Source organism: Collinsella sp. HCP3S3_E11 (genome assembly GCF_052067375.1).
In the GTDB taxonomy this organism is placed as follows: domain Bacteria; phylum Actinomycetota; class Coriobacteriia; order Coriobacteriales; family Coriobacteriaceae; genus Collinsella.
On the sequence record NZ_JBQHQI010000011.1, the window covers coordinates 43,640 to 56,092 of the forward strand.

Genomic DNA, 12,453 nt, shown 5'->3' on the forward strand with positions numbered 1-12,453 from the left:
GTCAGCGCCCCTTTTGAAATGATCCGTTGGCTTGGTATTTAAAGTGCGACAATGCCGTGTGGAAATAGAAGTGTCATCTGGGGGTCTATCTATGCTGTACGAGTTTTGTGCCGAGAACTTTGAGCGGGTGCCGGCGGCCATTGCGGCCGGTGCGGGACGCATTGAGCTGTGCGACAACCTTGCGGTTGGAGGCACCACGCCCTCGGCCGGCGTTATCAGCGCTACGACCAGCTATGCTCGCGAGCACGATGCACGGGTGATGTGCATGATCCGTCCGCGTGGCGGCGACTTTCACTACAACCAGGACGAGCTGCGCATGATGGAGATGGACTTGGGCCTTGCCGTAAGCGCCGGCGTCGATGGCTTGGTCTTTGGCTGCTGCAAGCCTTGTGCCGGCGGATGGGCGCTCGATGAACTTGCGTTGGGCGCCCTTGTGATGGCTGCGGGCTGCGCGACCGAGGAGTGCAAGCGCGAGCCCATCGACATCACCTTTCACATGGCGTTTGACCAGCTCTCGCCCGAGGCTCAGCTCGACGCGATTGACACGCTCGCCGACTGCGGCATAACGCGCATCCTGACGCATGGCGGTGCCGCCGGCACGCCGATTGAGGACAACCTGGAGCATCTGTCGCACCTTATCGACTACGCGGACGATCGCCTGACCATCCTTCCCGGCGGCGGCATTTCCGCGGCCAACCGCGATACCGTGGCTGCGGCACTGGGCGTCTCCGAGCTCCATGGCACCAAGATCGTGCCGCTGGAGGTATAACCCGTGCCCCTGGTATTTGACGTTCAGCAGGCGAGCGGGAAGCCCGACGACAACCGGCGCCCTGGCACCGCGTGCCCCTTTTGCGATACCGAGGAACTCGCCAATATCATCCGGCGCGACGGTGACTGTATCTGGCTCGAGAATAAGTTCAAGACCCTGCGCGCCACCCGTCAAACCGTGCTGATCGAGTCGGCCGACCACGACGCAGATCTGGTGACCTATGCGCCGGACGAGCTGCATCATGTGATGCGGTTTGCCCTGGGTTGCTGGCAGCAGATGATCGATTCACGGCAGTATCGAAGCGTGCTCATGTACAAGAACAAGGGTCCGCTCTCGGGCGGTAGTCTCGTTCATCCGCACATGCAGATTGTGGGTTTGGAGCAGGAAGATGGCTATGCTTCGCTGACTTCCGCCAATTTCGAAGGCATCAATGTCTGGCAACAGGGGAGAATTGCGGTCAACATCTCAACCGAACCGATTATGGGGTTCTTTGAGGTCAACGTTTCAGCTCCGCGGGGAATCGCCGCCAGCGATGACACGCGGGACCAAGCCGAGGCGGATCTCTTCGCCGATGCGATCCAGGTAGCTCTGCGTTATATCCTAAACGAGCACCACGGTGGCCGTGCAGAGTCGTACAACTTGTTCTTCTATCACCTGGGCGGTCGGACCATTGCCAAGGCGCTGCCGCGTTGGGTGGTTTCGCCCTACTTTGTCGGCTATCGTTTGGCCCAGGTCAATGCCGAGACGACGCTCGATATCGATGCTGAGCGCCTGCGCGCGCATCTGGAAACGCTCGTATAGCAAGACTAACACCCGCGTAATGCGGACAGCCTAGCGTGCCATGGCGTCGCGGCCGGCCTCGACGCGCTTGCGCTGAGCAGCGCGCTCCTCGCCGGTTAGACGCTCAAAGAGATGCCCGATAAGCGAGGCAAGTACCTGCTGAAACAGCGTTCCGCACATGACGGGAAATACGACTTCGCCCGGAAAGTATTGCGTGGCGATGACGGCGCCCGAAGAGATGTTGCGCATGCCGCAGGTAAAGCACATGGTAGTCGTTTCGCTATACGGCAGATGCAGTGCGCGGGCGACCAGAATACCGATGACAAAGCCGCTGATGGCGAAGATCAAAATAAAGAGGGCGACTTCCAAGCGCACCGCGTTCATGTGCAGCACGTACTCGCTCATGGCGGTGGAGTTCGACGCGATAACACCCATCATCATGAACTTGCAGGCGGGCGAGAGCGCGGGGGAGAGCTTCTCGTGTCCCCATCCGCGCGTTAGTTCGTTAATCACGATGCCGAGCAGGGCGGGGATAGCGATCATGAAGGCCATGTTCTGCATCATGCCCGGCACGTCGATCGAGACGGTGGCGCCCAGCAAGAGCTTAAGCGTGAGCGGAATCGTAACGGGTGAGATAACCGAGGACGTCAGGATGATGGTGAGCGCGAGCGGGCCGTTGCCGCCGAACATGCTAATCCACATAAAGGCAGTGACTGCCACAGGTACGCTGTACTCGAGCACGATACCGCAGACTAGGTTGGGGTTGGAGCCAAAGAACAGCGACCCCATGGCATAGGCTGTTATGGGAATAAGCACCGCCGAGACCAGCAGCGCCAAAATCAGGTGCAGCGGACGGCGGAATACTTCGGCTACCTGATGGAAGGTGTTGCTGAGGGCACCTTGGAACGTCATAAAGGCAAACAGGGTGGGGACGATGGGCTTGAGTACGCCGATCTGCTGGGGAAAGAGCACGCCGAGCGTCACGCAAATCGGAACGATGATCTGCATATGCCCCGCGAGGAACTTACCCAGTCCAACCCATTGCTTCATATGCGCTTGTGACTCCCTTTGCTCGTGAATCCGTTTTGAATGGATATGCTAGACGCTCGCATGCGTCCGTGTGGCTGAAACGCCCGATTATTTCGAGGCTATTACCGCCCTCGTTTATCGAAACCACGGCGTGCTGGACGTTGTGCGTCCGCGCCGCACGGTATAATAAATCCGTTCAACAGATCTGCCTGCCGAAGCGGGCATACACAGAGGACTCATCGCTATGAACCGTGAGAGGTATCGCGGCGACCTGCCCCTATCGGGGGTGGGCGCCTATGTCATCGCTTAAGACAACGCATCGCTGGGCGGTCGCTCAGCAAAACCCCGAGCTCGAAAAGGAGCTTTCGGCTGGCCTGGGCATACCCGGGCTGGTGGCGCGCATTATGGTTGCGCACGGCATTACATCCATCGAGGAAGGCCAGCTTTTTTTGACGCCTTCGCTCGATCGCGACTGGGCGGACCCGCTCGTTATTCCGGGTATGGCGGTCGTCGTCGACCGCGTTGAGCGTGCTATTCGCAGCCACGAGCGCATCGCCGTCTTTGGCGATTTTGACGTCGACGGCATTACGTCGACTTGTCTGTTGACCGAGGCGCTGCGTTCGTTTGGCGCCAACGTCACGCCGTTTATTCCGCATCGTTTTGACGAGGGCTACGGCCTGTCGCGTGCGGCGCTCGACCGCGTTAACGAGCTCGCTCGCCCCCAGCTGATCGTGACCGTCGATAACGGCATTGCCGCCAAGGAAGAGGCCTCCTATCTGGAGAGCCTGGGGATCGATTTGGTGGTCACGGACCATCACGAGCCGTCCGACCAGGTGCCGCAGGGCGTGCCCCTGACCGACCCCAAGCTCGAGGACAAGGGTCCCTCGCGCGAGCTTGCCGGTGCCGGCGTGGCACTCAAGCTGGTGCAGGTCCTGGGCGAGCGTTTGGGCAAGCCGTCGTATTGGCGTTCGCTGATAGAGGTCGCGGCGCTGGGCACCGTGTCCGACATGATGCCGCTTACGCCCGAGAATCGCGCACTGGTCGCCGAGGGCATCCAGCAGATGCGCGCGACGGCCCGTCCCGGCTATATCGCGCTTGCCGCACTTGCCAAGGCCGACCTTTCTACCATTACGGCCGACGGCCTGTCGTTTTCGCTCATCCCCCGTCTGAATGCTGCCGGCCGCATGGCCGATCCCAAGCTGGCGCTCGACCTGCTGCTTGCCCGCGACCCCATCGAAGCGAGCGCGCTTGCCGCCGAGCTCGAGGAAATCAATCGCCAACGCCGCGAGATCGAGGCCGAGCTTACGCGCGATGCCATGGCGAAGGTCGAGGAGACTTATGACGGCGGGCGCGCAATCGTCGTGGGCGGCGAGGGCTGGCACGAGGGCGTCAAGGGCATCGTGGCGAGCCGCTTGACCAATCGCTATCACGTGCCGGCGCTGCTCTTCTCGATCGAGGATGGCGTTGCGCGCGGATCGGGCCGCTCGGTGGGCAAGATCAACCTGTTCGACGCCGTCGAGCGTTGCTCCGACCTGCTGATTCGTCGCGGCGGGCATGCCGGTGCGGTGGGTGTGACCATCGAGGCATCCAAGCTCGATGAGTTCCGCCGTCGCCTTTCGGCCGTGCTATCGGAGCTTCCCGCCGAGGACTTTGAGGACACTGACGAGGTTGCCGCCACCGTTGATCTCTCCGAGCTAAATATCGAGACCATCGAGCAAATTTCCCGTCTTGAGCCGTTTGGCCAGGGCAATAAGGTGCCGCTTCTGGCCGCCGAGGGCGTGACGATGTGCGATCGCGCCGTGGTGGGCAAAACCGGCGAGCACATGCGCTTTGTGGCGACCGATGGTGCCGCGAGTGTGCCGGCCATCATGTTCCGCGTGCCGCAGATCGATAGGCTCATCAATTGCGACAGCGCCGTCGACTTGGTGTTCGAGGCCGTGGCCGAGCATTGGCAGGGACGTGTGAAGCCCAAGCTCATGATCAAAGATGTCTTGGTGCGCGATACCGCGGCGCCCAATATCGACGATCCGGCATGTGAGCTTCGCCGCGGCGTGCAACCGGCGGATTCTGGTCTGCGCCTGGAGTCGCGTAAACGCGAGACGCTCGCCCAGCTTTCTTATACCGAGCTCACGCGCTCGCTTATCCATAGCTTTATCGGCTCGAACCAGCCGCATCGCGCGCAGGTCGAGGCACTCGACGCGCTTGCCGACCATCAGAGCGTTTTGGCCGTTATGGGGACGGGGCGTGGCAAGTCTCTTATTTTCCATGTGCATGCCGCGCGCGAGGCGGTTCTTCGCGGGCGTGCGAGTATTTTTGTCTATCCTCTGCGTTCGCTCGTTGCCGATCAGGCCTATCACCTTTCCTCGACGATGGCCGCGCTCGGCATTGGTGTCGGCGTGCTGACTGGCGAGACCGTGGAGGCCGTACGCGATGACGTGTTCGCCGGCCTTGCTTCGGGTCGCACCGGTATCGTTCTCACGACGCCAGAGTTCTTGTCTATCCACCGCGATCGATTTGCGCGTTCTGGACGTATTGGCTTCGTTGTTATCGATGAGGCGCACCATGCCGGTCTTGCTAAGGGTGGTGACCGGAGTGCATACCTCGATATGCCCGATATTCTTAAAGCCCTGGGCGACCCCGTTGTCATGGCGGCAACGGCTACCGCGACGGCTCCAGTTGTGGCAGAGCTTGCTCGCGTATTGCCGATTACCAGCACGGTGGTCGACGAGACCGTTCGCGAGAACCTACAACTCGAGGACGATCGTGACCTTGCGAGCCGTGAAAATCGCCTGGTTTCGATCGTTGCGACGGGGGAGAAGACCGTCATCTACGTGAACTCGCGCGACCAGTCCGTGGCGCTTGCCAAGACGTTGCGCAAACGTGTGCCCGACTGCGCGACCCATATCGCGTTCTATAACGCCGGGCTTGCGCGTTCCGATCGCCGACGCGTCGAGGAGGCGTTTCGAGATGGCAGCCTGAGCTGCATCGTTTCAACCTCGGCCTTCGGTGAGGGCGTCAACCTGCCCGATATCCGCCATGTCGTGCTCTACCACATGCCGTTTGGCGCGATTGAGTTTAACCAGATGAGTGGCCGTGCCGGCCGCGATGGGCAGCCTGCCGTGATTCACCTGCTCTATTCGTCTCGTGACGCTCGTATTAATGAGCGCCTGCTCGATTGTTACGCGCCCGAGCGCGATGAGCTTGTCACGCTCTATCGGGCGCTGCAGACCATGTGGCGCTCCAATCGTGGCAAGACGGGGGACGATTCATTCTGCGCAAGCGATATCGACATTGCGCAGATGTGCCTTGCAATCGACGCGCGCACGCCGGTCGATGAGCGTTCGGTGGCAAGCGGCTTGGGAATCTTCGAAGAGCTCGGTTTCTGTCACGTTTCGGGGTTTGACGATACCCGTCGCATCGCGATGACCGAAAACCCCGGGCGCGTGCAGTTGAGCAGGTCGATCCGCTATTTGGAGGGCTTGCGCTCGCGCATGGAGTTCTCGGCTTTCCGGAGTTGGGCACTCGATTCGTGCGCTTCTGATATGCTTACCAAAATTAACCGCCCGATCGTACCGCGGGCCTAGGGAAGGGGACCTCGATGGATGCCGCAGCCCGTACCGCCCATGATTCCGCCCTCCAGCCCTTTTCGGAGATGGAGCACTATACGCATGCCGATGATCTGCCGCCCGAGATTATGGCGGACAGCTACGACAAGCTGGAGCGCCTGTGCCTTAAATATATGAGTGAGGATGACTTCTCCAAGGTGGAGCAGGCCTACTGCTTTGCTGCCGAGAAGCACTGCAACCAAAAGCGGCGCTCGGGTGAGATGTACATTAACCATCCCGTCGAGGTGGCTATCATTTTGGCCGACCTTAAGATGGACTGCGATGTGGTGTGCGCTGCATTGCTGCACGATACCGTCGAGGATACCGATACCTCGCTTGCCGATGTTTCGGGTCTGTTTGGCGAAACCGTGGCAGAGCTCGTCGACGGCGTGACCAAGCTCACCAACATCGAAGTCGACAACATGGACGAAAAGCAGGCGCTTACGCTGCGCAAGATGTTCCTCGCCATGTCCAAGGACATTCGCGTCATCATCGTCAAACTCGCCGACCGCCTGCATAACATGCGCACGCTTGCCGCCCTGCGCGAGGACCGCCGCCTGTTTAAGGCGCGCGAGACCATGGATGTGTACGCGCCCCTGGCCGACCGCCTGGGCATGAGCTCTATCAAGTGGGAACTCGAGGATCTGTCCTTCTTCTACCTTGAACCCGACGCTTACCAGCGCATCGCCCGCATGGTGGCAGAGTCACGCGAGGTTCGCGAACGCTTTCTGGCCGAGACTATCAAGACGCTTACCGATGAGCTCGACCGCATTGGCCTTGAGGGTTTTCAGATCAACGGTCGTTCCAAGCACTATTGGTCCATCTATCAAAAGATGAAGCGCAAGGGCAAGGAGTTCTCCGAGATTTATGATCTGGTGGCGCTGCGCGTCATCACCCATTCGGTGCGCGATTGCTATTCCACGCTTGGTGCCGTGCATACTTTGTGGCATCCCATGCCCGGTCGTTTTAAAGACTATATCGCCATGCCCAAGGTCAATAACTACCAATCGCTCCATACGACGGTTATCGGCCCCACGGCCCGTCCGCTCGAGATTCAGATTCGAACCTACGAGATGCACGAGCAGGCCGAGTACGGCATCGCCGCCCACTGGCTATATAAGAAATCGGGCGGATCGTCTGCCTCCAAGACCAACGACGCACAGCGTCTGGACGATCAGATTAACTGGCTCAAGCACTCACTCGATTGGGCAGCCTCTGACGAGATCACTGATGCCAAAGAATATCTGCACTCACTGAAGGTCGACCTGTTTGACCAGGAGATTTTTGTCTTTACGCCCAAGGGTGAGGTCATGGCGCTTCGTGCGGGCTCTACACCGCTCGACTTTGCCTACGCTGTTCATACCGAGGTCGGCAACCACTGCGTCGGCGCCAAAATCAACGGTGCGGTGGCCCCGCTCACGCACGAAATCAAGACGGGTGACCGTGTCGAGATCCTGACTAACAAGAGCTCCAAGCCGTCGCGCGATTGGCTCAAGATCGTCAAGACGCCTTCGGCCAAGTCAAAGATTCGCCGTTACTTCGCCGCTGCGACCAAAGACGATGACGCTGCTGCCGGTCGCGATATGCTGGCCAAGGACCTGCGCAAGCGCGGGTACGGCATCTCTACGCCGCGATCCACGCGTGCACTCAATGCCGTGGCGGAGCAGTTTAACTTCAAGCAACTCGAGGACCTGTTCGCAGCCGTTGGCGCGGGCAAGGTCGCCCCGCGCGCTGTGGGCAATAAGGTCGAGCAAATCTTGGATCCCAAGCCCGAGGAGCAGCTCACCAAGGCCGAAGCCATCGCTGAGGTCGTCAAGCAGCCTGCCCGCGGTTCCAACCGCAAACCGCAAAAGCGTGGCAAGAGCGCAAGTAACGGCATTATCGTCAAGGGCGAGAGCAACAGCGGCCTGCTGGTTCGTCTGGCGCATTGCTGCAATCCGGTGACGGGCGACGACATCGTGGGCTTTATCACGCGCGGTCGAGGCGTCTCGGTGCATCGTGCCAACTGCCCCAACGTCAAGGGTCTCATGGAACACCCCGAGCGCATGATTGACGTGGAGTGGGATGGTGCTGCCGATACGCTTTTCCAGGTCGAGATCGTGGTCGAGTGCTTGGATCGTATGGGCTTGCTCAAGGATGTCACCATCGCCATTGGCGATGCAGGCGGAAATATCCTTTCCGCCGCTACCTCGACCAACCGCGAGGGCATTGCGACCCTGCGCTTTATGGTCGAGATTTCGGACGCGAGCGGTCTGGATCCGCTGCTGGCATCCATCAGCAGTGTCGACTCGGTCTATGACGCACGCCGTCTGATGCCTGGCGAGGGTGGGGCTCAGCTTAAGCGTCGCGTATAGGCGTGACGAACGCACAACGGTAATGATATTGGCTACGTTCGAGGCATCGTTTGATGCCTCGACGCTTGTAGAAGGAGGACGTACTCATGGTCACTGCAGCTTTGGACTTAACCCCTCGGGGTACGGCTTCGATCGAGGCGCTTGTAAACGGCCCCATTCAGACCAACAGTTACGCCGTAATCTCGAGCGGCGAATGCCTGATTATCGATCCGGCCTGGGAAGGTGAGCGTCTTGTGGAACATATCTATGCCAAGCATCCTGACGCGCACGTGCTAGGCGCTGTCTGCACCCATGGCCATGCCGATCACGTAGGTGGCGTTGCCGGAGCGCGAGCCGCCGTCGGTAAGGGTTTCCTATATGAGTTAGGTGCGAAGGACGTGTTGGTATCTCGTGAGAATATCGAGGAGCAGCGAGCGATGTGGGGCATCGATACGCCCGATCCGGGCGAGCCGACGCGATTGCTTGCTGAGGGCGATACGATTGAATTGGGTGATATCTGCCTGCAGGTGATCGAGACGCCCGGTCACACACCGGGTGGCATTGTCTTGTTCGCCGCCACCGAGCAGGGAAGCATCGCCTTTGTTGGCGACACCCTGTTCCCGGGCAGCCACGGCCGCACCGATCTCGCCGGTGGCGACGAGGCGGCGATTCTGCGCTCGCTCTCCAAGCTCGCCCAGCTGCTTCCAGCCGATACCGTTTGTTTAACGGGTCATGGTGATTCGACCACTATGGCGCGCGAGCTCATGCAGAACCCTTTCATGCAGATGTAGCTTTGCAGTCAGCTGCTTAAGCACGAGAAGTGTCCAAACGTCAAGATATTTTCCCCAACGGGCCGATTCCGTAGGGCAAACGGTCAAAAAAAGTCTGTTTGGACGATATTCGTGAACAAACGAACGTTTACGCTCGGGTACGCCGTGGTAAAATCTCATGCGTTATCGGAGCAACCTTACAGGAGGTTTCTTTTATGCTCGTCAACGCAGCAGACATGCTCAAGAAGGCCGAGGCCGGCAAGTATGCTCTCGGTGCCTTCAACACCAACAACCTCGAGTGGACTCTGGCTATTCTCCAGGCCGCCGAGGAGGCCAAGTCTCCGCTGATCCTTCAGTGCACCGCTGGTGCCGCTAAGTGGATGGGCGGTTTCAAGGTCTGCGCCGACATGGTCAAGGCTGCCGTCGAGGCCACGGGTGTTACCGTTCCCGTCGCCCTTCACCTCGATCACGGTTCTTACGAGGACTGCTTCAAGTGCATCGAGGCCGGCTTCACGTCCATCATGTATGACGGCTCTCACGAGGAAACCTTCCAGCTTAACCTCGATCGCACCAAGGAGCTCGTTGAGCTTGCCCACTCCAAGGGCATGTCCATCGAGGCCGAGGTCGGCGGCATCGGCGGCACCGAGGACGGCGTGACCTCCAACGGCGAGCTCGCTGACCCCGCTGAGTGCAAGCAGATTGCTGACCTGGGCGTCGACTTCCTCGCCTGCGGCATCGGCAACATCCACGGCGTATATCCCGCCGACTGGGCCGGTCTTTCCTTCGAGCGTCTGAGCGAGATCAAGGCTCAGACCGGCGACCTGCCCCTCGTTCTGCACGGTGGTACCGGCATCCCCGAGGATCAGATCAAGAAGGCCATCTCCCTGGGCATCTCCAAGATCAACGTCAACACCGACCTGCAGCTTGTCTTCGCTGCCGCCACGCGTGAGTACGTTGAGGCTGGCAAGGATCAGCAGGGCAAGGGCTATGACCCCCGCAAGCTCCTGAAGCCTGGTCGCGAGGCCATCGTTGCCCGCACCAAGGAGCTCATGGAGGAGTTTGGCTCCGTCAACAAGGCGTAAGTAGCGGTTTAACTTCCCGCCGGAGGCCCCGTTTCCCCTACGCTGTTTCCCTCGCGCTCACCTGGCTTCGCCAGAAGTCGCGCGATGGAATCAGCTCCGGGGAAACGGGGCCTCCTTCGTTAACTCGCTACAGGGTTACTGGGCTGAATTATTTATTTGACTACCGCTCAGCGGTGTTGATGGCTCCCTTGTTGGGGCTTTCTTTTTATGTCGGTACAATGGTCTCGGGTTGTCGTTCTGCGTGGGAGTGGTTATGGCTGTCGTTAATGTTTTGCCTGCCGATGGAAAGGTTGTTGCCGAGGGCCCCGTTGGTTGCTCTGTTGATGTTTGTTGCGATGATTTTCGTCATCTCGACATTGGATTGCCACCTGAGATCCTTCGTCTCAAGGACGCCGGGTACCTGGCGCAGGCTGTTGCGGCTTGCGACCGTCTTTTGGAGCAGAGCCCTGATCCCTCGTTGGCCGCTTGCGTTCGTGCCGAGCGGTATCGCATGATCGAGACGTCGTTTCATTTTTCGGTGTCGCGCGATCAGGCTATTGCGATGATCCGCGAGGAGTGGCCGGAGTTTACCGAGGATCAGTTTGACGACCTAATCGATCGCAAGCGCATCGACTGGCGCTTTATCGATGGTGAACTGTTCGTTCTCGACAACTTCCTTGATTCTTTGCGTGTGTATCCCAAGGAGGTTCCGGGCCTGCGTCCCGATTCTACGGATGGAACTGCGCTGCGCAACCAGATGCTTAAGAAGATGGAATCACAGGGCGGGCTGTCTCGTGCCATTACGCTTAAAGCATCCGTGTCTGTTCCCGGTGCTCTGGAGGGGGAGTCCGTTCGCGCGTGGCTTCCCGTTGCCGCAGCCTGCCGCCAGCAGTCTCATATCGAGATTCTCGATATGACGCCGGAGGGGGTCCTTGCTCCCGCGAACGCTTTGGCGCGTACCGCCTCGTGGGTTTCCTCGGCTGATCGATCGTTCTCAGTGACCTATCGTTATCTGATTGATGCCGCTTATTGCGATATCTACGGGGGAGCGCTTCCGGCGCATCCGTGTATGGACGCGCCGCTGCCCAAGGATATTTCCGAGGACCGACCGCATATTGCATTCACGCCGTATCTGCAGCAGCTGACCGAACATGTTATCGATGGTCTCGAGGATCAGCTCGACCGCGCTCGGGCTATCTATGATTATTTGACGCATCATATCGACTATCGATACCAGCCACCGTATCTGCTTCTGGGCTCTATCGCCGATGACTGCGCGCATTCGCTTCGCGGTGACTGCGGTGTTATGGCACTCACGTTTATCACCATGTGCCGCATCGCCGGCGTGCCCGCACGTTGGCAGAGCGGCCTGTACGTTGCGCCCGACTCGGTGGGCTCGCATGACTGGGCGGAGTTCTATACACCGCAGACGGGTTGGCTTAACGCCGATGTCTCGTTTGGATCCTCGGCACGCAGGATGGGGGAGGAATGGCGCCGCCGCCACTACTTTGGCAACCTCGATCCATGGCGCATGGTGGCAAACTGTCGGTTCCAGGCAGAGTTTGAACCCGTCTTTGACGGTATGCGTGAGGACCCCTACGATAACCAGATGGGCGAGGCCTCGGTCGACGGTCGCGGATGCCGCCAGCGCGAGATGCTCCGCACGGTCGAACTCATCGAAATGCTCGAAGTTCCATTTTCGGACTAATCTACGGAAAGCTGTGATAAACTAACTCACGCAATACGTGCCCGAGTGGCGGAATTGGCAGACGCAGTGGACTCAAAATCCACCGTTGGCAACAACGTGCGAGTTCGAGTCTCGCCTCGGGCACCATACATGCAAAAGAGCGTTCAAGGGGGTCGAGGCCCCCTTTTTCGTGCCGAACTCGCGTGAGCGCGCGGAGCGTTAAGCAAACAGGCCTGTGGCCTGTTTGTAGCGGAGCGTGGCGAGGGCGCCATGCGCCCGAAGCCCGGGGCTTCGCGAAGCGAAGGCCCTTCGAGTCTCGCCTCGGGCACCATACATGCAAAAGAGCGTTCAAGGGGGTCGAGGCCCCCTTTTTCGTGCCGAACTCGCGTGAGCGCGCGGAGCGTTAAGCAAACAGGCCT

At 59.6% G+C, this 12,453-nt stretch carries 8 protein-coding genes and 1 tRNA gene; 8 read left to right on the plus strand and 1 reads right to left on the minus strand.

The features are described 5' to 3' along the window. The first annotated feature begins 91 nt into the window (after positions 1 to 91). Together ACTM86_RS07085 and ACTM86_RS07090 are read left to right on the plus strand one after the other, a co-directional pair. Positions 92 to 769: a copper homeostasis protein CutC gene (locus ACTM86_RS07085; protein WP_427719718.1), complete on the plus strand. Its 678-nt coding sequence runs from the start codon at positions 92 to 94 to the stop codon at positions 767 to 769. Between the two features lie 3 nt (positions 770 to 772). After that, on the plus strand, positions 773 to 1,570 hold the full coding sequence (locus ACTM86_RS07090; protein ID WP_427796206.1) for a DUF4931 domain-containing protein: 798 nt from the start codon (positions 773 to 775) through the stop codon (positions 1,568 to 1,570). A 30-nt stretch (positions 1,571 to 1,600) separates the two neighbouring features. Here ACTM86_RS07090 and ACTM86_RS07095 read toward each other — a convergent pair whose 3' ends face one another. Then, complete coding sequence (locus tag ACTM86_RS07095) at positions 1,601 to 2,599, minus strand: bile acid:sodium symporter family protein (RefSeq protein WP_441017256.1); 999 nt, start codon at positions 2,597 to 2,599, stop codon at positions 1,601 to 1,603. Between the two features lie 275 nt (positions 2,600 to 2,874). Between ACTM86_RS07095 and recJ the strand changes: the two genes are divergently transcribed. The 6 genes from recJ to ACTM86_RS07125 all read left to right on the plus strand — a co-directional run bounded on the left by recJ (position 2,875) and on the right by ACTM86_RS07125 (position 12,181). Next, on the plus strand, positions 2,875 to 6,162 hold the full coding sequence (gene recJ, locus ACTM86_RS07100) for a single-stranded-DNA-specific exonuclease RecJ (protein WP_154517203.1): 3,288 nt from the start codon (positions 2,875 to 2,877) through the stop codon (positions 6,160 to 6,162). Positions 6,163 to 6,176: 14 nt separating this feature from the next. Further along, positions 6,177 to 8,537, plus strand: a complete 2,361-nt coding sequence (locus ACTM86_RS07105; protein WP_154517206.1) for a RelA/SpoT family protein — start codon at positions 6,177 to 6,179, stop codon at positions 8,535 to 8,537. Positions 8,538 to 8,623: 86 nt separating this feature from the next. Then, positions 8,624 to 9,307: an MBL fold metallo-hydrolase gene (locus ACTM86_RS07110; RefSeq protein ID WP_441017253.1), complete on the plus strand. Its 684-nt coding sequence runs from the start codon at positions 8,624 to 8,626 to the stop codon at positions 9,305 to 9,307. Between the two features lie 194 nt (positions 9,308 to 9,501). Beyond that, positions 9,502 to 10,368: a class II fructose-1,6-bisphosphate aldolase gene (fba, locus tag ACTM86_RS07115; RefSeq protein ID WP_154517212.1), complete on the plus strand. Its 867-nt coding sequence runs from the start codon at positions 9,502 to 9,504 to the stop codon at positions 10,366 to 10,368. A 253-nt stretch (positions 10,369 to 10,621) separates the two neighbouring features. Continuing rightward, positions 10,622 to 12,055 carry a transglutaminase-like domain-containing protein gene (locus tag ACTM86_RS07120; RefSeq protein WP_441017250.1) on the plus strand — a complete coding sequence of 478 codons (1,434 nt, stop codon included), beginning with the start codon at positions 10,622 to 10,624 and terminating at the stop codon, positions 12,053 to 12,055. Between the two features lie 39 nt (positions 12,056 to 12,094). Continuing rightward, positions 12,095 to 12,181, plus strand: a tRNA-Leu gene (locus ACTM86_RS07125). The last annotated feature ends 272 nt before the right edge of the window (positions 12,182 to 12,453 follow it).